We start from the raw sequence: 23468 nt of genomic DNA on the forward strand, positions 1-23468 counted from the left end.
TGCGGGACCTTTTTGCGTTTAGCCGTCACGGGCTATCCATTATTTCTTAAATATCCTTTTCACCGCTTTGCCCAATTTATTCAGATTCGCAATTTGCTCCTGTATAGGCGCGAGCGTCAGATCTTCGGATTGAAGACCCGCTTCGAGTGAATCAAACTCCCTTTGTTCCGGGTACAGCAGGATTACGTTATTGTCTTTAAAATGACGTTCTAATTTAGCGGGAATGCCATCCATATAGGCATGATAGGAAAGCGTGCTTTTACGCGCAGTGACTACCACTACCAGGTCGTCCCTGGTTATTTCCCTGGAAAGGATCAGGAAATCCTCGATGGTATCAAACTGGCGGAAACTAAGGTCCACGCTCATTTTCGTTTGCTCTGCAAAAGCAGTGGTGATGGTTTGTGTTTTCTCATTACAGAAAACCATTAACCTGGCGCCCGCCTGTTTGGCCAGCATAAACATTTTCTGCATGTAATGCAGGAACCCCAGCTCATACTCCGCGTTGGGCGGCATTACCAGCACCATTTTTTTAGTGGTATTGAGTGGCGAATGGAAGTTGCACACATACACGGTTTCCCATACCCGTTGTAATACATTGTCGAGGGTGGTACCGAAGATGCTGCCCAGCCAGCGGTCGGTGGTGCTTGTTTTATCGGTCCAGCCCAATATCACATCACTGATCAGCAGTTCCTTTGTGGCGCGCGTAATACCGTCGGAAACGTTGAGGTCTATGCGGGTTACCACCTGCACCGCGCTTTCGGTGGCGGCGGCATGTATCACCGCTTTTTCCAGCATCTTGTTGGTGAGATGGATTTTTTCTTTAGCTTCTTCATTATCCTGTACTACAGCCAGCGGATAAATAGGAGTAGGGGCATTGCTGTCCTTGATCATTACTGCAAAGTCCAGCAGGGCCTCAATACGGTCGGGGTTGGAAACCGGTACCAGTATGCGTTCCGGCTGATCGTCCGCTGCCGGTTTACCTTCTGCCTCCTGTATGGCCAGCCGGCGGCCGGCATTTTCTGTTACAAAAGAGCTTACCAGGCAGGTAATGAGGATCAGTATCACCGTGCCATTCAGCACATGTTCATCCACAATATGCATATTATACCCGATGAGTATTACTGCAATGGTAGCGGCAGCGTGGGCGCTGCTGAGCCCAAAGATCACCTTGCGCTGGTTGGCGCTGTATTTAAACACCAGCTGCGTAAACAGGGCCGCCAGCCATTTGCTGCCAAGCGCCATCAGGGTGAGCGCACCGGCAATGATGAGGGCTTCAGGGCCCTTCAGTAATACCCGCAGGTCTACCAGCATCCCTACACTGATCAGGAAAAACGGGATGAAAATAGCGTTGCCCACAAATTCAATCCGGTTCATCAGCGGGGAGGTATGCGGGATCAGCTGGTTAAGCGCCAGCCCCGCCAGGAACGCCCCGATAATGCCTTCTACCCCTGCCAGTTCGGCCAGGAAGGCGGAAGCAAATACCAGCGCCAGCACAAATATGAAATGCGAAGTTTTATCGTCTTTGATCTTCTTAAAAAACCAGCGGCCAAGCATTGGCATCAGCCAGAGGATGATAGCGGCAAAAATGGCCAGCGAAATGCCAAGCCGCACCCAGAAATAAGTATTGAGGTTGCCTGCCTGCGCACCGGTGATCACAGCCAGTATCAGCAGTACGGCAGTGTCAGTAATAATGGTTCCGCCCACAGCTACGGTAACAGCCTCATTTTTTGTAATGCCCAGCCGGCTTGCCAGCGGATAAGCCACCAGCGTGTGGGTGGCAAACATACTGGATACCAGCAGCGTAGCCATGAAATTAAATTGCAGTACATAGGTGCATACCACAAACCCCATTATAAGCGGGATAAAGAAGGTAAAGGCGCCGAAAACCATGCTCCGGTAGCGGTTCTTACGGAATTCTGTCATATCCAGTTCCAACCCCGCGAGGAACATAATATACAATAGCCCGGCTTTGGCAAAGAGATCGATACTATCTTTCTGTATAATTTTAAAACCATGATCGCCAATCAGCATCCCGGCAATGATCAGCCCTATGATGCTCGGTATCCGCAGTTTGCGTAACAGGATAGGCGCCAGCAGTATTATAAACAACACCAGCGAAAAGATCGGCACCGGATCTTTTAACGGCAAATTCGTATTCATCAATAAAACCAGTCCGTTCATCATAACCATTTTTTAAATTCGGAAGTATCCTGAAATCAACAGATCTCTGCTAAAGATGGATAAATTAACGAATAATCCATGTAATTTTGCATAAAGCTTTTATTAAAGATGAGCGATCGTACAAGTACAAAAGGATTACCAGAGGAAGACGTAGATGTGCTGGTGGCGGAAGATGAACAGTTTCCGTTCAGCCTGGTAGTCTGGAATGATGAAGTGAATACATTCGACTGGGTCATTGCTTCACTGATGGAGGTATGCGGTCATACGCATGAACAGGCAGAGCAGTGTGCGCTGATCATTCATTTTAATGGAAAGTATGCCGTAAAGCAGGGAGAATACCTGAAACTGCGTCCCCTGTGTGAAGCCCTGCAGGAGAGAGGACTGAGTGTTACTATTGAAGAAATGGCAGGCAGCTGATTCCTGATATGTCCGTTTTCCGTCTTAACAAGCAACTGATTTTTCCACCCGTTCAGCTTTCCGAGCCAGACGGATTACTCGCCGTGGGTGGGGATCTGTCTGTTGAAAGATTGTTGCTCGCTTACCGGTCCGGTATCTTTCCCTGGTACGATGAACCCCCTATCCAGTGGTGGAGCCCCGATCCCCGCTTCGTATTGTTTCCGGATGAACTGAAAGTATCTGCCAGCATGAAGCAGGTGCTGCGCAAAAACCAGTTCCGGATCACGTTCAATGAAGATTTTGCAGGCGTAATTGCCCGCTGCAGCAGTATTCCCAGGGCAGGGCAAACCGGCACCTGGATCACTCCCGAAATGCAGGAAGCTTATATCCGGCTGCACGAGGCTGGCTACGCTATGTCGGTGGAATGCTGGCAGAATGATGCACTGGTAGGTGGCCTCTACGGCGTTAAAACAGGTCCCTTCTTTTTTGGTGAGTCAATGTTCGCTACTGTCAGTAACGCATCCAAAGCGGCTTTTATCACCTTTGTACAAACCTATGCACACGAGTTGGAAATGATCGACTGCCAGGTACATACCGACCACCTGGCCTCATTGGGCGCGGGATTTATTACCCGGGAGGAATTTCTGGAGATCATCGGTTTTTCGTAACTTACCCACTAATCTTCTTACTTATTAACTCCCGTTTATTTACTGGCACTTTAAATATTATCCACGATGAAAAAACTATCGCTGCTGCTTGCTATTGCTGTCTTTTCCGCGGTCACCGCTTTCCGGCCTGTTACCAGCGTCAGGGAAGACAGAAGCCTCCTGATCACTCAGCTGCAACAAACAAAAGATCAGCTCCTGAAGGATGTGCAGGGGCTCACAGATGCACAGCTGGAATATAAGCCTGCGCCGGATCGCTGGTCGGTGATTGAATGCGTAGAGCACATCACCCTGATTGAAAAAGCCATCATGGAAGGAGAACAGCACCTGGTACAGCAACCCGCCAATCCTGAAAGAAGAAAGGATATCAAAACTACCGACGAACAACTCATTAAGAATGTGGAAGACCGCAGCCACAAAGTAAAGGCGCCTGAATCCGGTATTCCCAGACATAGCTATTCCTCCAATGCAGAAACTATAAAAGCTTTCACCGACCAGCGGGATAAACTGATTGAATATGTAACCAGCACGAAAGACGCCATGCGTGATCACATCATGGATCACCCGGTGCTGGGGCCTATCGACGCGTACCAGTTATTGTTGCTGGATGCAGCACATACTAACCGGCATACACAGCAGCTGCAGGAAGTAAAAACAGATCCCGGTTTCCCGAAATAATTACCTGAGATCCCAGTCGATCAGCTGGTTGTGCCATTCCTGGCGGAAAGGAGTGGTTACCTTGATGTAGTTATCGGTATAACCTTCCATCATACCATCTTTACCCAGCGATTCAAACAGCACCTTTCTCGTTTGATGGAGGTGTTGTTCGTTAAAGTATTGCTGTTTTTTGTGGCTGAGGTTACGCAGCATTTTGTTGCGTTCGTTCCTGATATGAACGGGTACTACCGGTTTAATGTCCAGCGCACTGGTGTTGGTGCGTTCTGAGTAGGTGAATACGTGCAGATAAGACACATCCAGTTCATGCAGGAAGTCGTAGGTTTCGCGGAAATGCGCATCGCTTTCAGATGGGAAGCCTACAATTACATCCACGCCGATGGCGCAGTGTGGCATAAATTGTTTGATCAGGGCTACTTTTTCTGCATACAGTTCACGGCGGTAACGGCGGCGCATCAGCCCCAGGATCTCGTTACTGCCGCTTTGCAGCGGAATATGGAAATGAGGCATAAACCTGCGGCTGTTGGCCACAAATTCAATGATCTCGTTAGTGAGCAGGTTAGGTTCTATGGAAGAAATGCGATAGCGGGAAATGCCTTCCACTTTATCCAGTTCCTGTGCCAGTTCAAAAAAGGTTTCTTCTCTTTTCTTCCCCCCTTCAAAGCCTTTACCAAAATCACCCAGGTTTACACCGGTGAGCACAATTTCCTTTACACCGGTGGCAGCCAGGTCCTGCGCATGTTTTACCACATTGGCAACACTGTCGCTGCGGCTTTTGCCACGGGCCATTGGAATGGTGCAGAAGGCACAGGTATAATCACAGCCGTCCTGTACTTTCAGGAAAGTGCGGGTACGGTCGTTAAGGGAATAGGAGGCATGGAAACTATTCACCTCGTCGATGTCGCAGGAGCAGATTTTAGCGCTATCTCCTTTGGTGAGTGTTTTGAGGTGTTCGGCGATGTTGAATTTTTCTGCGGCGCCCAGTACCAGGTCCACCCCTTCAATAGCCGCAATTTCTGCGGGTTTCAGCTGGGCATAGCAACCGGTAATTACTACCATGCTGCCCGGTGCGCGGCGCTGTATGCGGCGTACCAGCATACGGCATTCCTTATCGGCATTGTCTGTTACAGAACAGGTGTTAATCACGTATACATCCGCTGTTCCGTCGAAATCCGTTTTTACAAACCCATCCTGTTCCAGCAACCTGCTTATTGAGGAGGTCTCTGAAAAATTCAGCTTGCAGCCGAGAGTATGAAATGCTACTGTTTTTACCTGTTCCATAAAGGGAAGCAAAGGTAGGAACTTTTTATGTCATAGTCAGGTAAGGAATTTTTGACTATTTTGCGCGGCGTTCTATTGTTTTTATGAAATCAATGCAAAAGTACCTTCCCGTTCTCCTGTTATCCATCTTATTGCTTGCCGGCTGGCAGCAGAAGTGGTGGAAAAGTGCGCCCACAGCCCCTTCCACAGGCAGCCGCCCCGTGGTAGCCCGTAGCAATTCCAACAGTCCCGCTATCGCCAACGAAGTTATTAACCGGCATGCCCATCTCGAATATACCAAACATGCCATTTGTCGGATGGATTGCCGTCAGGTGACAACTGCCGAAGTGGAGGAGATCCTGGCAGAAGGTAAGATCAACCCGGAAAAGTCCAACCCGGAAGACCATCCCTGCCCAACCTATGCGCTGGAAGGCTATTCCAGCGAAGGCCAGCACCTGCGGATCGTTTTTGCGCCCTGCGATTCGCAGAACGCCAAAGTAATTACCTGCATCGACCTGGATAAGGACTGGGTTTGCCACTGCGATTAAATCGGCCCTGGTTCCACGTAATTAGTAATTTTCTTCGTAGTTTTCCGCCATATTAAACCTTCCGAGGCGTTTATGAATTTTTTACTGAAACCGTTGCGTGTTATTTATGTGATATACGCCGCCGCCACTTTCCTGGGCATCATGTTTTTAATATTGCCGCCCATTTTCCTGGCCTCTTTACTGGGCCGGCAGAAAGGAGGTAACATTATATTTTATTTCCTGCGCTTCTGGGCCCATACCTGGTTCCCGCTGGTAGGAATGTGGGTAACCCGTAAATACTTATGCGAGCGCGACAACGAGCCCTGCATCTACGTGGTAAACCACCGCTCTTACCTCGATGCTGCCATCGCCGTAAAAGTAATGCGCCTCCCTTTCCGCCCGCTGGGAAAAGTGGAAATGTCTAAAATCCCGTTCTTCGGTTTTATCTATAAAAATTCTGTGGTACCGGTCGACCGCTCCAGCGCCGCCGCCAGGGCCCGCAGCGTACGGGAAATGATGACTGCCCTCAAAGCCGGCATCTCCATCCTCGTATTCCCGGAAGGCACCACCAACGACACCGGTCAGCCATTACGCCCCTTTCATAACGGCGCGTTCCGGATGGCCATCGAATTGCAAAAACCAATTAAGCCGGTACTGTACCTCGATGCAGGCCACCGCTTACCACATAAAGGACCTATGCACATCTCCCCCGGCAAATGCCGCGTGGTATTCCTGCCGCCAATACCCGTAACAGGAATGACACCCGATGATATCAATACCCTTAAACAACAGGTGTTTGATGCAATGGACACCGAATTACGCAAGTATCACAAATATCCAACCCTGCAGCCAATAGCATGAAGTACGCAGATGTAATATTGCCATTGGCGTTACCAAAAAATTATACTTACGCGGTTCCTGAAAATATGTCTACCCTGAAGGTAGGAAGCCGGGTAGCTGTACAACTGGGAAAACAAAAGAAATACGCCGGTATCGTGAAAGCCATTCACGAACAGGCCCCCCTGTATAAAACCAAGCCCCTGCTGGATATGCTGGATGCAGAGCCTATCGTATATCCCACCCAGTTAGCCTTCTGGACCTGGGTAGCCGCTTACTATATGTGTACAGAAGGAGAAGTGCTGAATGCCGCACTGCCGGCCCACCTCAAACTTTCCAGCGAAACACTCCTGCTCTTCAACGATGCTTTCGGCGACGACTTTACTTCCCTCAACGATGATGAATACCTCATCGCGGAAGCACTTCTCATCCGCAAAGAACTGCGGATTGAAGAAGTACAGATGATTCTCGATAAATCTGGAGTATACTCTGTTATCAAAACACTGATAGAGAAAAAGGTACTGCTGGTATACGAAGAACTAAAAGAAGTATACCGGGAGAAACAGGAGAATTATGTGCAGTTACATGCGGATTACCAGGAAGAAGAACAACTGGCGGCACTGTTCAATGACATGGGCCGCGCGCCCAGGCAGATGGAACTCCTGCTCGCTTATCTTCACCTGCTGAAAACACAGGGCGTTGTACTGCAAAAAGAACTGCTGAAAAAATCCGGCGCTACTACCGCCCAGCTAAAAGGACTGGTAGATAAAAACATCCTTTGGGTGGAGAAACGCACGATAGACCGTATTCCTACCGGTAAGGTAGATACGCAGATCGATTTTGACCTGAGTCCCGCGCAGGAAACCGCCCTCGCAGAAGTACAAACTCACTTTAAAGATAAACAGGTAACCCTGCTCCACGGCGTTACCTCCAGTGGTAAAACACAGGTATATGTGAAGATGATGGAAGCCTGCCTGGCCACCGGTAAACAGGTGCTGTACCTGCTGCCCGAAATAGGACTCACCACGCAGATCATCCGCCGCCTGCAGAAACATTTTGGCGCCAGCATCGGCATCTATCATTCCCGGTTCAACAACAACGAACGCGTGGAAATATGGAACAAGGTAAAAACGGGAGAGCTGCAAATTATACTGGGCGCCCGTTCCAGCCTGTTGCTGCCTTTCCGCGACCTGGGCCTCATCATCCTTGATGAAGAGCACGATGCGTCCTACAAACAACAGGACCCTGCTCCCCGCTACCACGCAAGGGATGCGGCTATTTATTATGCCGGCCTCTTTAAAGCTAAAGTCCTCCTCGGTTCTGCCACGCCTTCCCTGGAATCGTATTTTAACGCCCAACAGGGAAAATATGGACTTGTTGAACTGAATGAACGCTTTGGCGGTGTGGAAATGCCCGCCATAGAAATAGTGGATATCAAAAAGGAAATGGCGGAGAAAACAATGGACGGCCATTTTACTTCCGCCCTCAAAGCCGCCATCACACAAAGTATGGCCGACGGCAAACAGGTGATCCTGTTCCAGAACCGCCGCGGCTACGCGCCTTTCCTTTTATGCACTACCTGCGGATGGATCCCGCATTGCAAACAATGCGATGTTTCCCTCACCTATCACAAAAACCAGGATAAGCTGCATTGCCATTATTGCGGCACAAGATATCCATACGTACATACCTGCGCAGCCTGCGGCTCGCAAACCATTGAACCAAAAAGTTTTGGTACCGAGAAAATAGAAGACGACCTCCAGGTAGCCTTCCCCGAAGCCCGCATCGCCCGTATGGATGTGGATACGGTGAGGAACAAAGACAGCCACAATAAACTCATTCAACTGTTGGAAGACCGCAGTATAGACATCCTCGTGGGCACCCAGATGGTGGTAAAAGGACTGGACTTTGAAAACGTGAACCTGGTAGGGATCCTGAGCGCCGATAACCTCCTGGGCTTCCCCGATTTCAGGGTAAACGAAAGAGCCTTCCAGATGATGGAACAGGTTAGTGGCCGCGCCGGCCGTAAAAACGGGCTGGGAAAAGTACTGATCCAGGCCAGCAACACCCGGCACCCGGTATTGCATTACGTAATGGCGCACGATTATAAAGCCATGTTTGAGGCAGAAATTGCCGAACGGCAGGTATTTGGTTACCCTCCCTTTTTCCGTTTACTGAAACTTACCATCCGGCATAAAAACCAGCAAACAGCAGAACAGGCCGCACAGATCCTGGCCAGCTGGCTGCAGCCGCATATCGGCGCACAACTGGTAGGACCGGCAGCTCCGCTGGTAGCAAGAGTGCGCAATAATTATTTACAGGAAATGCTGATCAAACTGCCCCGTGAAGCCAGGCTGATCACCCATATCAAAAGGGTATTGCAGGAGTTTATTATTCAGCTGAAAACGGAAAAAAGATTCCGTTCCGTAGTGATCATTCCGGATGTAGACGGGGTGTAGGATTTATTCTTTCACCAGTATGAGGTCCTGCTGCTGAAGCCTATGGATCCTTTCCAGCAATTGCCCGAATACCGCTTTACTGCTTCCGGAGAAATCCGTTTTCTTATACCACTCCAGCACAAAAATGCGCAACTGGTTGCCGTCCTGCTCACACCGCATTTTAAAACCCAATGCAGGATCAGCTCCTTTATCATTTATTTCTGCCGAAAAATCTTCTTTGTTCGCTACTTTATAACCTGCCGGCAGGGGAACAATCACGCGTTTTTCCTGGTAATAAGGAAAAGTAATCTGCACGGGCAGATCGCCTGGCGGAAGCGGGATATCCACCGGCATATTACCACCCAGTAAAGGACCAACGTGGATAACAATACTGTTGTTTTTATTTTCTACGGAAGATGCGGTAAGCAACGTACTGTTCAGCAACACAGGCTTATCCAGGGTGCGGTTGTTAAACACTTCGTTTTCTGCTTTCACTTCCGTGGGTTTCCTGATACCCGGTTCAAAAGGAAGGATGGCATTGTATACCTGCAGCCTGCCATCCGGTGTGCTGCCGGTACCGCCAAAGGCTGTTTTCAGGTTAGAGGCAGGGTAGCCGCCAAAAGATTGCTTTACATCCCAGGTAGGATCTGTTACCGACCGGAGCGTAGCCTCGGTGGTAATGTTACTCAGGGTATACGGCGGCGCCGGCGTTTGAATAAAATCTGTCAGCACTTTACTTTCCCCGGCCACCAGTGTATCACGGCAGCGCAATGCAGGAATACCGGTCCACAACGACGGGTAACATGGAAAACGTGTATTCGTTTCCGTTGGCGCCAATGCCTGTTGCAGTCCGGGGAAATACAGCAATACATTGGTGGGCAGCTGCCGGTACACCAGCTGGCTATCCATCAGTAAACTGTCGCGGGAAGTGGTAAACAATACCTGCGTGGGGATATTCAGCATGTAATACACCGCATTCAGCAAACGGGTAAACCCTGCTTTCTCTGCCTGCTTATTACGGATAATGGAAATGATATCCGCCGTTTCGCCGGTTTCAGCAGGCGCTACCAGCCGGTAGTTGGATTTTATAAATTGTTCTACCAGGTAGATCATCTGCGGAACAGGAATCCGTTGTTTCAGGAAAGGCCACTTCTGCAATTCTTTTTCCAGTTGCTTATATTCTGCCTTTGATACCGCTACAAAAGGGATATAACTATCTTCTCCAAACTTCTGCCACGTCATATGTACGGTATCTTTTCCTTCTATTGCCTGCTTCAATCCGAAATCAATCCGTTTCAGCTGTGGCAGGTAAAAATACAGGTCGCTGTTGGGAAGGGCCGGCATATTCTGTACGCTTAACCGGTAGTAGTGGTTGTTACCGGCAATACTATCCTGCAACGCGGGTAAACCGGCGCTGGGCTTCACCACAAAATCAAGCGTTTTTGGCGCTATCAGCACAAAACTAAGTTGGTTACAGGGAATACCGGACTGCAGGTAGTCGGTGCCGGCGTAATCGTATTGTACTTTCAGGCTCAGCTCATACTCAATTTCACAGCCGGCTTCCAGCGTAAGGTTGTTAGCCACTATTGCTTTCCGCTCGCCGTCCATTTCAATCATCCTTACCTGGTCGTTGAGGCTGGTCACTGTGCCGCCGGGATGTATTACCCGGATGCGTAAGCCACGCAAGGCTTCGCTGGGTTCCATTGACATTACCAGGCGGGTGAGGCTATCTGCCGCGCGCTGTGTGTTAACCTTTATATTTTTATACAGCGTTTTATAGTGCGAGGTGGCTTGTGCTTTATCACGCGGACTTACATTAAAATCCCTGACCATTCTGTAATCAACGATCGTGTAAGGAGCATCGGTAGATGGAGTGGTATGCAGCTGTGGATTGTCTTTCCATATCTCAGGAAAGTAGCTGTTTACCTGCGCCTGCATAGATAGCGGCAGTATTACAATACCTGCAACAGCCAGAAGAAGGACCCATTTTTTCATACGGGTTAAAGATAAGACTCAAATTCCGGATTTTCACGACTCGCCTATGCGCTGAATAGCATCCGATTCAAAGATGCTCACGCCTTCATCATTCTCCTTTGCTGCTATGATCATGGTATTGGCAACGGTTGCCGCTTTGATGCCCCGGTATTTTTTCCATCTTCCCTGTAATAAAAAATAAAAAAGCTGGATAAGATATTTGCCGATCCATTCTCCTAACCTGAATTCTTTCCGTTGACCTATCAGCACCGAAGGCCGGAAGATATTCACGCTATGGAAACCCACTTTCTGAATGGCTTCTTCTGTTGCTCCTTTTGTACGCAGATAAAAGTTGCGGGAGTTAGGATTGGCGCCGATAGAAGACATCAGCAGGAATTGGGTGACGCCCTGCTCCTTCGCAATCCGGGCGCATTTCACAGGAATACCATAATCCACCGCCCTGAAATTTTCCTGGCTGCCGGCCTTTTTGATGGTGGTGCCGATACAGCAAAAAAGAATATCCCCGTGCAACGCCGCCGCCAGGCTTTCCTCTTGGGCAAAGTCCACAATGATGCTTTCCAGTTTCGGCCGGGCATGCGCCCAGGGCCGTCGCACCAGTACCTTCACTTTGCTGAAGGCCGGGTCGTGCAGCAGGGCTGCCACCAGATGTGTGCCGGTGAGACCTGTTGCGCCTATTACAATCGCCGTTTTATTCATGAAACTGGATTATAGGATTTATGATTTCTAAATGATTTGCGGCTATCTTTGCTGACCATAAATTTAAGTTATTATGCAGGTATCAGAAAATGTTCTGCTCAAATCATATAATACTTTTGGTATCAACGCCACTGCACGTTATTTCGCGTCCTTTTCCTCCGCGGAAGAGCTGACGTCGTTCACGGCACATCAACAGAAGGACGGCCTGCCCCAGATGATCCTGGGTGGCGGCAGCAACATCCTGTTTACACAGGATTTTAACGGCTGGCTGCTGAAAAACGAAATCAAAGGCATCACCGTTACCGGGGAAGACAACGACTACGTATATGTGAAGGCAGGAGCAGGAGAAAACTGGCACGGGTTTGTGCAACACTGCATCGCACAAAATCTCGCCGGCCTGGAAAACCTCTCCCTGATACCAGGTAACGTAGGCGCCAGCCCCATGCAGAATATCGGCGCCTATGGCGTGGAAATTAAAGATGTATTTCATGAGCTGGAAGCCCTTCACCTGAAAGATCACAGCATCGTTACTTTCAATAATGCCGATTGTCATTTCGGTTACCGCGAAAGCATCTTCAAAAAAGACTATAAAAACCAGTTTGCTATTTTATCCGTTACCTACCGGTTAAGCAAACAACCACATTTTAATACCAGCTACGGCGCTATCAATGAAGAACTCCGGCGTATGAATGTGCAGGAGCTTTCTATCCGGGCTATCAGCCAGGCAGTGATAAACATCCGTTCTTCCAAACTGCCCAACCCCGCAGAAATAGGGAATGCAGGCAGCTTCTTTAAAAACCCAACTGTCACTAAAGCCGTGTATGAACAACTGCATGCAGCGTTCCCTGCTATGGTAGCCTATCCTGTGGCAGATGAACATTTCAAGCTGGCTGCCGGCTGGCTGATTGAACAATGTGGCTGGAAAGGATACCGTAACGGCGATGCCGGCGTACACGCGCGGCAGGCACTGGTGCTGGTGAATTACGGTCATGCACAGGGAGGCGAAATTTATCACCTGTCCCAACAGGTAATGGATAGTGTAAAGGAGAAGTTCGGGGTAGAGCTGGAGCGCGAGGTGAACATTGTTTGATGCGGAGGGAGCGCCTTCGGCGCTGGTAAATTGTCTTGGAGCAGGATTACGCTGATTAACCGTGATTACCCTGATTTGATTATGTTTTGATTTTTATTTTGGATTTTATAAAGGATTAAGGGAGATATAAGCGAATAGATCTGCTTATATCTCCCTTAATCCTTTATAAAATCCAAAATAAAAATCATTAAAATCAATATAATCAGTGTAATCCTGCTCCAAGACAATTTACCAGCGCCGAAGGCGCTGCTCTACGCATTCGCCTTGATATGCATCATAATCTTTTCCGCATGATCCCGCGAGTTTTCAATAAACCACACATGCGTGTTCATCCCGCCGCAAACCACGCCGGCTAAGTAAATGCGCGGCATATTGGTTTCCATTGTTATCGGATTATACGCAGGCAGTTTGAGCTTATCATCCGACAATGCAATGCCGGACTTTTGCAGGAGGCTGAAATTAGGCTGGTAGCCGGTCATGGCGATGACGAAATCATTGGCAATGGTAACAGGACCATCGGGGGTAGCAATATCCACTTCTTTATCGCGGATGGCGGTGAGCGATGAATTAAACCACGCTTTGATAGAACCTTCTTTGATACGGTTTTCAATATCGGGCCGTACCCAGTACTTTACGCGGGAGCCAATGTCTTCCTGGCGGATCACCATTGTTACGCGGGCGCCTTTACGGTAAGTTTCCAGTGCGGCATCTACGGCGGAGTTATGGGCGCCTATCACTACTACATCCTGTATGGCATAGAAGTGAGGATCTTTATAATAGTGCGTTACTTTGGGCAGATCTTCGCCGGGTATGTTCAGCAGGTTGGGGATATCGTAAAAGCCGGTGGCAATTACTACATGTCGCGCATGATAGACGCTTTTTTTGGTAGTAATCGTATATTCGCCGGCGTTAGGCGTTACCTGTTCCGCTTCTTCAAACAGTTTTATATTCAGTTCATGCGAGGTGGCCACCCTTCTGTAATATTCCAGTGCCTCCGGCCGGGTAGGCTTCGGGTTGATGGACACAAAGGGAACGTTACCGATTTCCAGTCGCTCAGAGGTAGAAAAAAAGGTCATGTACAACGGGTAGTTATACAGGGAGTTCACCACACAACCTTTTTCGAGGATAATATAGCTCAACCCCGCTCTTTTGGCTTCCAGTGCACAGGCGAGACCAATAGGTCCTCCGCCGATAATCAATACATCAAACGCAGCAGTCATACGATCATATTTTATTTACAGCGCTGCCATATAATCCAGCAGGCGGTACATGGTTTCAGTATTTTGTGTCAGCAGGTTCATATGCTGGCGGATCTTTTCTTCATTTTGCACAAACGGCCCGCCGGCTGCAATGGCGCCGGCGCCGTGCAGGATCATTTCCTGCAAACTTTCTGCCGTTAATTCCATATGGAACTGGAGGCCAATTACACGGTCGCCGTAAATGAATGCCTGGTGGCTGCAGGCGGCTGAGGCTGCGAAGCGGGTAGCGCCTGCGGGCACATCAAAGGTATCGCCGTGAAAATGAAAGGTATTAAAATGATGAGGCAGCACTGTTTCCAGCGGGGCTGCCTGGTCCTGGAAGGTCAGGTCCAGCGGGAACCAGCCGATTTCCGGCTGCGTATGAGGGTATACGTTAGCACCGAGAGCCGCCGCCATCAGTTGTGATCCCAGGCAGATGCCCAATACCTTTTTATTTTGTTGGATAGCTTCCCTGATAAGGGCTATTTCGGTGGTCATCCACGGATGATGATCCTGTTCATACACGCCCATCGGTCCACCCATGATGATGAGCCAGTCGGCGGCTGCAAGCGCAGTAGTGTCGGTGCTTTCATACCAGCGGGTATAGGTTAGCTGGTGCTGATGACTATTGGCCCAGTCGGCAATGCAGCTGAGTCCTTCAAATGGCACATGTTGAAAGTAGTGAATATGCATATGCAGAACGCTAAAATGATGCACCGAAGATACGGCTGCTATTTCACTTCTGCTCTTACTACTCTTAAATATTCATAGCCTTTCATCTGCTTACTCTTTTCTCCGAAATATTTTGCGCGATAATCTTCGCCGCCGCCATCATAGTGCAGCTTCATATGATGTAATTCCAGGAAGGCATAGAGTTCTTCCGGACGGATACCGAAGTCCCAGTTCTCACCGCTGCGGCTTAGCAGCTTATTGATACGCACAAATCCATAAAATGCGGTTGGATTTTCCAGCACTGCTTTTTCTACATAAGTAAAGATGATCTGTGTACCCGGACTAAAATTTTTCACATGATGGAAAATCGTTTCCGCCTGTTTGGCTTCCTGCCGGGTAGTGATTCCTTCCCAGAGGAACAATGTTTTTAAATGTGCGCCGTAGAAGAGTTCCGGGAATACTTCAGAGATCTGTTGCGTGTTCAGATCCAGCTGCACATAATCCACATGAATGGTTGGTAATCCTACCAGGCCGGCAAGTATTTTCTTCTTGGTATACTGAAGTGTTGGGTGATCCATTTCTACATAATGCAGTGGTACGCCAACATTCAGGCGGTGAGCCCTGGTATCAAAAGTAGCATTGAGAATGATCACCTGGTTAATACCCTGCGATCTTACCGCATGGATGATCATGTCATCAATCAGCCTTGTTCTGGCAACAGCGGCGGTGAAGCTGCCGGGCCAACGGAGCTGGATACAGGCGGTAACTATTTTCCTGATGAAAGCAATTGCGCAACCCGCCAGTAAGATCTGATAGAATCTTGACAGAAACGCGCTGGCAAACGGATCATACAACAGGCGCTCTTTCCCAGGTTTTGTACTTTCTATTGCCCGGAATGCAGCCATATAAGTGCCGGATTTGGTGGCAGGCGACCGGCTCATAAATTATGTGTAGTCATCTTGGTTATTGAGATAAAGGATGCGAGTATCACAAATGATCGATGATCAAATATATGTAAAAATGAAAATAGGATTATCATGGGATTTTCCCCGGTATCAGGCCAGGCAGCAGATAGCCAGCAGGGTTCCGGCGCTGATCAATACCCATAGTATTACCCCGTGGATCAATGGTTTGCGCCCGATTCCACGCAACGCCTCGCGGCTGAGATTGGTGCCTATCAGGAACAGGGTGAGCGACAAACCCGTTTTAGCGCTTTTTACCAGGAAGGGGCCTACTTGCTGAAACAATGGTACCCAGGTATTAAGCAGCATAGCAGCGATGAACACGGCAATAAACCACGGAATCTTTATATTGCCCGCATCCGTTTTAAACAACAGGGTGGTAATGAAGGCCACGGGAACAATCCACAGGGCGCGGGATAGTTTCACCGTGGTGGCTATTTGCAGGGCCTCTTCTCCATATTTGTTGGCGGCGCCTATTACAGAGCTGGTATCATGGATAGCGATGGCGCTCCACAGGCCAAACTGTTGCTGGGATAAATGCAGCCCGTGGCCTACTGCCGGGAAAATAAAAAGGGCCAGTGCATTCAGCAGGAAGATGATACCCAATGCCACGGAAATCTGTTTCTCACCGGCTTTCATTACCGGTGCAATGGCGGCTATGGCACTGCCGCCGCAGATGGCGGTGCCGCAGGAAATAAGATGGGCGGTTTTTTTATCAATCCCCAGCAGCTTGCCCAGCACGGCTCCTGTTAGTAACGTACCGGCAATGGCCGTAATTGTAAAAAGAAATCCTTCGCTGCCGGCTTTCAGCGCGCTGTGCACATTCATGCCAAAGCCCATTCCTATAATTGATAGCTGCAGCAGCCAGTGGGTAATGCGTGGTGTTATTGCCGTGAAAGGATTGCCACTGGTTTGCGCCAGTGCAAATCCCAGCAGTAACGCCACCGGCGGGGTTACTACCGGCAGCAGCGTAATAGCTGCCGCAATGAGGAATATAATTTTCTGTGTGTTCTCCGGTAGCCAGGTGGCCGCTGTCTTCTCTTGTTGCATACACGAAACGTTTGTAATTGGATTACAAAGGTCCGTATCACAGGCCCGGAAGTCAAATGTCTATAAGTGATAGGTGATAACCAAAAGTTATGGACTTAATCAACAGAGAGAATGAACTTGTTGAACTTCACGGCGAAATCTTCCTTCAGGCTTTTATCAATGCCGTTGAGATAATTAACAGTAAAGCCGCGTTGCAACCTGCGCGGAGTGCCGCCATCAAGTTGAATGGGCCGGGAGTGCAGCACGCCTATGAGTTGTTGCCCCTGGAAAACAAGGGCCAGGCGATACAACGGGCTGGGATCATCAATACCGCTTTCATAGTTGAAATACAGCACATAGGGCTTGAGAGTGGTTTCTTCTTCCAGTTTGAAATTGTGGATAAAGGGTTCCATATCAGCGGCGCTGCGACCGGTATGTTGTTTCAGGTAGCTGCTTAAAGCAGATTCAATGATGGTACCGTTACGGATACTTTTCTTTTGCGTATAGCCGTTAATGGTAGCCCACATCTTTTCCCCGTTAGTGGCTACGGGCAGTTTGATGTCGCGTTGCAGTACGCCTGCATCCACGCCATTTACTTTTATTTTCCGACCCTTGCGAAAAAGGGGTTTGCTGAATTCATCTTTCGTAATATCAAAATCCACGCTTACCGGGTACCAATCCTTTTTTACAGGCGCACAACGCAGCGGGATATAATCTACCAGGGTAACCAGTGGTTCTCCGCCGGGATTATTCAGTATGGCGGCAGCGCCGTTAATTCTTTCGCCAACAATGGGAGCCTTGCTACGGGCGGGTTTGGCAGCAGTTTCGGCAGCAGTTTTTTTATTATCTTTTGCGACGTTTTCTTCGTTATCGTATTTGCTTGGTTTGTTATTCAGGTTGCACGATACCAGTAATACTGCCAGTATGAGGCAGGATAAATGTTTGTTGAGATGCATATGAAAGTTACTGTTTTATGGGAATGGAAGGACTCCGGCTTCCAGCCCGTACTGCATCTGCACAAAGATTGGGCCTAGAATTCCGTGAATATAACGGTGTCGCCTATCTGCAGGCGGCGAACCTGTTTCATAGTGGAAAACGGGTCCGGTGTGGCGTAAGTCAGGTTAGATACAGCGGGTTCAGTTTACAAAATATATGCATTAAAAAAGCAGGCTGTAAGCCTGCTTATATTCAAGGTGTTATTTTTCTTTTTTATCACCGGCTTCTTCATCCCATTCGTCATCTTCCTCCCAGTCTTCATCCTCTTCCCAGTCATCGTCTGCCTCGTCATCGTCAATCAGCAAACTTTGTTCGGAGCCGGGTTCTATGTGGTTTTCCCGCCAGTGGGCCACAATTTCATCTGCTTTCTTTTGCACAGGGGCAAAGTCGCTGATGACGGAACCTTCAAATTCAACCTCCACATCAGGTAAAGCCTGAAGGGCATTGAAGCAGTCCTGCAGGAGGCTGATAGTTACGGGAGCGTTGCGTAATGCGCTGTAAGATAGCCGGATAGCGTCGAACGGGCCGCCGTTATGAAATACTTCTTCCCCGTTGATCATGGGGAAAAGCCATATCAGTACGTCGTCGCCTGATTCTTCACTGTTAAGGATACCAAAAAAATCATCGAGTTGTTCAAAACCCAATGGGGCCAGCTGTGCAAATGCTTTGTTCCTGGCCGGAAATTTAGGATGCTCTTCTCCTGTAATTAAGAATAATTCACCGAACCTGGGCTTCTCTTTTGCAGCAAACCTAAAGTCAATGAGGATATCGTTTTCCATTGATGGCTATTCTGTTTTCTACTGTAATTTAATAGTTTAATCGGAAGGCGTTGAAAAAATATTCTACTGGATAACGGCGGCAGCTATCCGGCGGTAAGCGTGCAGGTATTTGTTCAGGCGGGCAATATCTTTTTCCTTTACGTCGGTCATACGCCTGATATCCATGTTGTCTGTAAGGTCGTTGAGTTTAACCATACAGGCCAAACGGTTCTGAAGGGTCCGATCCACAAAGTGGTCATAGTCTTCGTCCTCATCCAGCTTGGTCACACAGTAAAGAGCGGCCAGCAGGTGAGGAGCCAGCCCTTCCTGTTCAAGGGCTTCAAAGGTCCAGTTGGTGTCTTCCACCACATCATGCAGCACACCTACGATCTTTTCGTCTTCGGTGCGGCCCATTTGCATTACACGGAACACATGCCCTATATAAGGCTGCCCGTATTTGTCTACCTGGTCTTTATGGGCGGTGGTGGCTATTTCTATGGCTCTGCTCAGATTCATATAAAAAAATAAAGGGACTGCGATGGTTATCACAGTCCCCTAAAATTATGATTTATTTACATAAAATGGTAACGTACAAATGCTTCCATAGCGGCATATTTCTGTAAACCTAAACGGTCGTACAGGTCGGCCGTGTTGGCGTTACGGTCTTCTGCACGCTGCCAGAATTCGCGGAGATCGGTTCCCTGGAAAGGCACCACATCTTTCTGACTCTGGTGAATGAAGATGCCGAGACGCTTCTGCATCACCTGGTCGGGGCTCATGGGAACAGCCATTTCAATTTCATGTATTTCCCACTCCTGCCATGCACCTTTATACAGCCATACCCAGCAATCTTTCGCCCAGTCTTCTGTTTTCACAATTTCCAGTGCAGCAAAAATTATATCCAGGCACACCTTATGCGTTCCATGCGGATCGGCAAGGTCACCGGCGCAGAAGATCTGTTGCGGCTTCAGCTTACGCAGCAGCGCTACTGTCAGCGCCACATCTTCTGGTCCCATTGGTTTCTTTTCCACCAAACCGGTTTCATAGAAAGGCAGGTTCATGAAATGGGCGTTTTCTTCCGCAATACCTACATAACGGCAGGTAGCTTTTGCTTCGCAACGACGGATCAAACCTTTGATAGCGCGGATTTCAGGGGTATCTTTCTGGCTTGGCTTCTTGGTGCGGATAAATGCTTTTGCTTCATCCAGGATCAGGGAGCTTTTGCTTTTATCAATGTCGAACATACCTTCAAAACCTACGGCAAAATCGATGAAACGCAGCAGGAACTCGTCTGTTACAGCAATGTTGCCGGAAGTTTGATAAGCTACGTGTACATCATGCCCCTGTTCGTGCAGGCGGATGAAAGTACCACCCATAGAAATGATATCATCATCAGGATGCGGGGAGAAGATCAGCGCGCGCTTTTTAGCGGGTTCTGAACGCTCCGGGTGGTTTGGTAACTGCGGACCAGGCTTGCCACCAGGCCAGCCGGTAATGGTATCGCGGATGGCGTTAAACTCTTCGATATTCAGCTCATAGGCAGAACCATACTGTACGATCAGGTCGTTCAAACCATTTTCGTTATAGTCCTTGTCAGTGAGCATCAGGATAGGCTTGTTCAGTTTCAGCGCCAGGCTGGTTACTGCTTTGCGGATCAGGCCCGGAGTCCATTCGCAATCGCCGGTGAGCCACGGTTCGTTGAAACGGGTCAGTTCAGCCGCAGCTTGTTCGTCGATGATGAACTTGCAGTTAGGATGCTGTTGCAGCAGGGAAGCAGGCACCTGGTCGGTACTGTGTCCTTCTACAGAACGGCGAACGATTTTGGATTTATGCGAACCCCACGCCATCAGTAAGATGCGTTTTGCCTTAAAGATGCTGCTAAGGCCCATTGTAATAGCCAAACGGGGCACCTGGCTCATATTCGGGAACTCGTACGCATTGGCCAAACGGGTACTGTTGTCCAGTGTAACGAGACGGGTGTGTGAATTAATATTGGCGCCTGGTTCGTTGAAACCAATGTGGCCGTTGTTACCAATACCCAGCACCTGGATATCGATACCGCCCAATTCTTCAATACGTTTGTCGTAAGCCTCACAATATTTCTTGATCTGATCCTTTGGAATCGTACCATCCGGAATGTTGTACTGACCTTCAGGGATATCAACGTGATTGAACAGGTGCTCTTTCATAAAGCGGTTGTAGCTCTGTAAAGCATCCGGCTCTATAGGATAATATTCATCCAGGTTAAAGGTGATGACGTTCTTAAAGCTGAGTCCTTCTTCTTTGTGCAGACGTACCAATTCTGCGTACAGATATTTAGGAGTAGAGCCGGTGGCCAATCCTAAAATACATTTTTGGCCGGTAGCCTGTCTTTCGCGGATCAGTGCGGCAATTTCCTGTGCTACTGCTTTGGAACCCTCTTTGGCAGAAGGATGTATTTCCACAGCAATTTGTTCAAAGCTGTCGATCAGTTCGATTTCCTGATGATTAATCGTCATTTGTAAACGTTTTTGATTAGATGCGGTTTAAAAACGAGCCGGAAAATTAAAGAATTTACTGCTAATGCACATTATTATTTAGCAATATTTAAATTATATTTCTTTAGCTTGTTATAAACCATTTAATATTTGATCTCGTTAATATGTTTAGCACACAGCGGTTGAAGGCCGTATCATATATTTTGGTGTAGGAGTCATAAAATGAAAACCGTTCCGCATTTACCGGGACGGTTTTCGATTTTTAGTTTATGATAAACTCATCTGCAAACAACCATGCGCCGTTGCCAGCTCCTGCTGCACCGGCAGGGATCTTACCAAAGTTCTGCATCTGCACTTTCACAAAGCGGCCGCGAACAGCCTGCAAATGGCCTCTTACTTTATTGATGCCCGGCTGTGCAAAAGTGTTTTGTTTGTAAACTTCCTTATAGGTTTTACCATCGTCAGATACAGCAAACACCACCTGCTTCGGTGGGTAGATCCAGTCGCCCTTCACATTGATCGTATTAATGCCTACCAGGTGAATATCCTGCACACTGTCCAGCTCTACTACTGCTTCCATATCTGTTCCTTTAAAGCCAAACCATTCGTTATCGTTGTAAGCAGCATTGCCTTCCACTCCATTTACCAGGGTAAAGTCACTGGCAGGGCGGTGACCTGCATCCGCTGCGGAAGCCATGCTTACCTTTTTAGCCAGTCCTTTGTGAAACAGGAACGTTTGATCGTACTCGTTGCCAAAAGGTTTGCCATCCAGAAATACCTGTGCACGGAGTGTTCCGCTGCGGGTAATTTGTACAGGCGCTGTATAAGGAGTCGCCTGAGGGGCAGGAGCAGTACTATCGGTAGTGAAAAATATTTTACCGCCATCCAGTTTTGAATTCAATACTACGGCCACACCACCTTTGCCATTATCGGTTACTTTGCCGGTAACTTCAAAAACATGTTTGGCATAATTTACCTTTTTCAGGTCCAGTCTTTTTACATGTACTTTCAAACGGTCTACAAAGTTGTCGTAGTTACGCTTGTCCTTTGGCGACCACAGTACTTCTGATAATGCAGCTGCACGCGGGTATACCATGTATTCCAGGTAATTGGTGTTGTTGATGTATTCTGTCCATACGTTGGCCTGGGCGCCTTTGATGTATTTAGCTTCATCGCTGCTCAGCTCCGCCGGAATGGGCTCGTAGGCATATACCTGGCTTACCGGCAGGAATCCGCCTATCGCCAGTGGTTCATTCGTACCTTTGGACTGGTAGTGATCAAAGTAGCAGAATTCACCCGGCGTCATGATCACATCATGCTTTTGTTTGGCTGCTGCAATGCCGCCTTCAATGCCTCTCCAGCTCATCACTGTAGCATTGGGAGCCAGGCCGCCTTCCAGGATTTCATCCCATCCAATGATTTGCCGTCCTTTGCTGTTCAGGTATTTCTCCATCCGCTGAATGAAATAGCTCTGTAACGCATGTTCATCTTTCAAACCTTCCTGCTTCATGCGCGCCTGGCATTTAGGACATTTTTCCCAGCGTACTTTGGGAGATTCGTCTCCGCCGATGTGGATATATTTGCTGGGAAACAATGCCATCACTTCATCCAGCACGTCCTGCAGGAAAAGATAAACGCTGTCGTTGCCCGCGCAGTATACATCATCGTAAACGCCCCAGCGGGTGCCTACTTCATACGGGCCACCGGTGCAGCCCAGGTTGGGATACGCCGTAAGCGCTGCAAGTGAATGTCCCGGCATTTCAATTTCCGGGATAACGGTGATGAAGTGATCGCTGGCATACTGTACTACTTCTTTCACCTGTTCCTGTGTATAAAAGCCGCCATAAGGCTTGCCATCGTATTTATTGTCGGCATAACGGCCGGCCATTGTTTCTTTTCTTTTGGAAGCCACTTCCTGCAGGCGCGGGTATTTCCTGATTTCAATACGCCAGCCCTGGTCTTCTGTCAGGTGCCAGTGAAACGTATTTAACTTGTGCATCGCCATCAGGTCGATATACTTCTTTATAAAATCAACAGAAAAAAAATGACGGCCCACATCCAGGTGCAGCCCGCGGTAAGCGAAACGCGGCGCATCGGTAATATTTACGCCAGGTACAAACATGGCGCGCGCTTTTTCAACCGGCAGTAACTGGATCAGCGTCTGTACGCCATAAAAAGTACCGGCGCCGCTGTTGCCTTTGATGGTAATGAGGTGGTGATCCGCAGTAAGCGTATATCCTTCTGCGTTAGTAGTGTCATTGCCGGTTTGTAACAGGATGGCATTTTTATCTCCCTGTTCTTTCACCGCCAGTTCATACCCGGTTAGTTCTTTGAGCCAGGCATTAAATAAAGCGGCTGTTTTTTTGTCGCTTTCATTATTGGCAACAATCACCGTTTGCTTATCCAGCAAAAAAGAATCAGCTGTTTCGCTGACGCTGGCAGGCATAGGAATGATGCTCACACTGCCTTTAGGGGCAACGGGCTGCTGAGTGGTACAACTCCACAGTCTTGTTGCTGCCATCAGTAAGCACAGGTGAATTACTCTTTTCATTGTCATATAATGGATTGTTTTTTCT

General features: G+C 48.5%; 19 protein-coding genes and 1 pseudogene. 7 read left to right on the top strand and 13 right to left on the bottom strand.

Annotated elements, in window-relative coordinates; all coding sequences use genetic code 11:
• Positions 1–39 precede the first annotated feature (39 nt).
• Positions 40–2184: a cation:proton antiporter gene (locus tag ACMXI2_RS03020; protein WP_483780241.1), complete on the bottom strand. Its 2145-nt coding sequence runs from the start codon at positions 2182–2184 to the stop codon at positions 40–42.
• A 105-nt stretch (positions 2185–2289) separates the two neighbouring features.
• Here ACMXI2_RS03020 and ACMXI2_RS03025 point away from each other — a divergent pair, with 105 nt between their 5' ends.
• The 3 genes from ACMXI2_RS03025 to ACMXI2_RS03035 all read left to right on the top strand — a co-directional run bounded on the left by ACMXI2_RS03025 (position 2290) and on the right by ACMXI2_RS03035 (position 3920).
• Complete coding sequence (locus ACMXI2_RS03025; protein WP_483780242.1) at positions 2290–2598, top strand: ATP-dependent Clp protease adaptor ClpS; 309 nt, start codon at positions 2290–2292, stop codon at positions 2596–2598.
• A gap of 8 nt (positions 2599–2606) precedes the next feature.
• Positions 2607–3245: a leucyl/phenylalanyl-tRNA--protein transferase gene (gene aat / locus ACMXI2_RS03030; protein WP_483780243.1), complete on the top strand. Its 639-nt coding sequence runs from the start codon at positions 2607–2609 to the stop codon at positions 3243–3245.
• A gap of 66 nt (positions 3246–3311) precedes the next feature.
• Entirely contained in the window at positions 3312–3920 is a 609-nt protein-coding gene (locus ACMXI2_RS03035; protein WP_483780244.1) for a DinB family protein, read from the top strand.
• Here the strand turns inward: ACMXI2_RS03035 and mtaB are convergent, their stop codons facing one another.
• Complete coding sequence (mtaB, locus tag ACMXI2_RS03040; RefSeq protein ID WP_483780245.1) at positions 3921–5198, bottom strand: tRNA (N(6)-L-threonylcarbamoyladenosine(37)-C(2))-methylthiotransferase MtaB; 1278 nt, start codon at positions 5196–5198, stop codon at positions 3921–3923. It abuts the gene before it with no gap.
• 92 nt (positions 5199–5290) lie between these two features.
• Between mtaB and ACMXI2_RS03045 the strand changes: the two genes are divergently transcribed.
• The 3 genes from ACMXI2_RS03045 (at position 5291) to priA (ending at position 9000) form a co-directional block, all read left to right on the top strand.
• Positions 5291–5725 carry a DUF4258 domain-containing protein gene (locus ACMXI2_RS03045; protein ID WP_483780246.1) on the top strand — a complete coding sequence of 145 codons (435 nt, stop codon included), beginning with the start codon at positions 5291–5293 and terminating at the stop codon, positions 5723–5725.
• Positions 5726–5797: 72 nt separating this feature from the next.
• Positions 5798–6565, top strand: coding sequence for a lysophospholipid acyltransferase family protein (locus tag ACMXI2_RS03050; protein WP_483780247.1), 768 nt, complete (start codon positions 5798–5800; stop codon positions 6563–6565).
• A complete protein-coding gene (gene priA, locus ACMXI2_RS03055) occupies positions 6562–9000 on the top strand; it encodes a replication restart helicase PriA (RefSeq protein ID WP_483780248.1) in 2439 nt (812 codons plus the stop codon). Before ACMXI2_RS03050 ends, priA begins: the two co-directional genes overlap by 4 nt.
• A 3-nt stretch (positions 9001–9003) precedes the next feature.
• Here priA and ACMXI2_RS03060 read toward each other — a convergent pair whose 3' ends face one another.
• Both ACMXI2_RS03060 and ACMXI2_RS03065 read right to left on the bottom strand, forming a co-directional pair.
• Complete coding sequence (locus ACMXI2_RS03060) at positions 9004–10974, bottom strand: hypothetical protein (RefSeq protein ID WP_483780249.1); 1971 nt, start codon at positions 10972–10974, stop codon at positions 9004–9006.
• Positions 10975–11007: 33 nt separating this feature from the next.
• Positions 11008–11670, bottom strand: coding sequence for an oxidoreductase (locus ACMXI2_RS03065; RefSeq protein ID WP_483780250.1), 663 nt, complete (start codon positions 11668–11670; stop codon positions 11008–11010).
• A 73-nt stretch (positions 11671–11743) separates the two neighbouring features.
• Between ACMXI2_RS03065 and murB the strand changes: the two genes are divergently transcribed.
• Positions 11744–12760, top strand: coding sequence for a UDP-N-acetylmuramate dehydrogenase (murB, locus tag ACMXI2_RS03070; protein WP_483780251.1), 1017 nt, complete (start codon positions 11744–11746; stop codon positions 12758–12760).
• Between the two features lie 251 nt (positions 12761–13011).
• Here the strand turns inward: murB and ACMXI2_RS03075 are convergent, their stop codons facing one another.
• The 9 genes and pseudogenes from ACMXI2_RS03075 to ACMXI2_RS03115 form a co-directional block, all read right to left on the bottom strand.
• Positions 13012–13980 carry a YpdA family putative bacillithiol disulfide reductase gene (locus tag ACMXI2_RS03075; protein WP_483780252.1) on the bottom strand — a complete coding sequence of 323 codons (969 nt, stop codon included), beginning with the start codon at positions 13978–13980 and terminating at the stop codon, positions 13012–13014.
• A gap of 15 nt (positions 13981–13995) precedes the next feature.
• Positions 13996–14691 (bottom strand): type 1 glutamine amidotransferase, encoded by a 696-nt coding sequence (locus ACMXI2_RS03080; RefSeq protein WP_483780253.1) that lies wholly within the window; start codon positions 14689–14691, stop codon positions 13996–13998.
• A 38-nt stretch (positions 14692–14729) separates the two neighbouring features.
• Positions 14730–15611: a class I SAM-dependent methyltransferase gene (locus ACMXI2_RS03085; RefSeq protein WP_483780254.1), complete on the bottom strand. Its 882-nt coding sequence runs from the start codon at positions 15609–15611 to the stop codon at positions 14730–14732.
• A 114-nt stretch (positions 15612–15725) separates the two neighbouring features.
• On the bottom strand, positions 15726–16682 hold the full coding sequence (locus tag ACMXI2_RS03090) for a YeiH family protein (protein ID WP_483780255.1): 957 nt from the start codon (positions 16680–16682) through the stop codon (positions 15726–15728).
• A gap of 95 nt (positions 16683–16777) precedes the next feature.
• Positions 16778–17617: a hypothetical protein gene (locus tag ACMXI2_RS03095; protein WP_483780256.1), complete on the bottom strand. Its 840-nt coding sequence runs from the start codon at positions 17615–17617 to the stop codon at positions 16778–16780.
• A gap of 240 nt (positions 17618–17857) precedes the next feature.
• Positions 17858–18436 carry a hypothetical protein gene (locus tag ACMXI2_RS03100; RefSeq protein WP_483780257.1) on the bottom strand — a complete coding sequence of 193 codons (579 nt, stop codon included), beginning with the start codon at positions 18434–18436 and terminating at the stop codon, positions 17858–17860.
• 63 nt (positions 18437–18499) lie between these two features.
• Positions 18500–18931 carry a phosphohydrolase gene (locus ACMXI2_RS03105; protein WP_483780258.1) on the bottom strand — a complete coding sequence of 144 codons (432 nt, stop codon included), beginning with the start codon at positions 18929–18931 and terminating at the stop codon, positions 18500–18502.
• A 56-nt stretch (positions 18932–18987) separates the two neighbouring features.
• A pseudogene (gene nagB, locus ACMXI2_RS03110) lies at positions 18988–20919 on the bottom strand (glucosamine-6-phosphate deaminase); the annotation flags it as partial.
• 235 nt (positions 20920–21154) lie between these two features.
• The gene (locus tag ACMXI2_RS03115) at positions 21155–23449 is read right to left on the bottom strand and encodes a family 20 glycosylhydrolase (protein ID WP_483780259.1); all 2295 of its coding nucleotides are present in this window, start codon (positions 23447–23449) and stop codon (positions 21155–21157) included.
• Between the last annotated feature and the right edge of the window lie 19 nt (positions 23450–23468).

Source organism: Chitinophaga sp. G7 BAM 1005 (genome assembly GCF_057126945.1).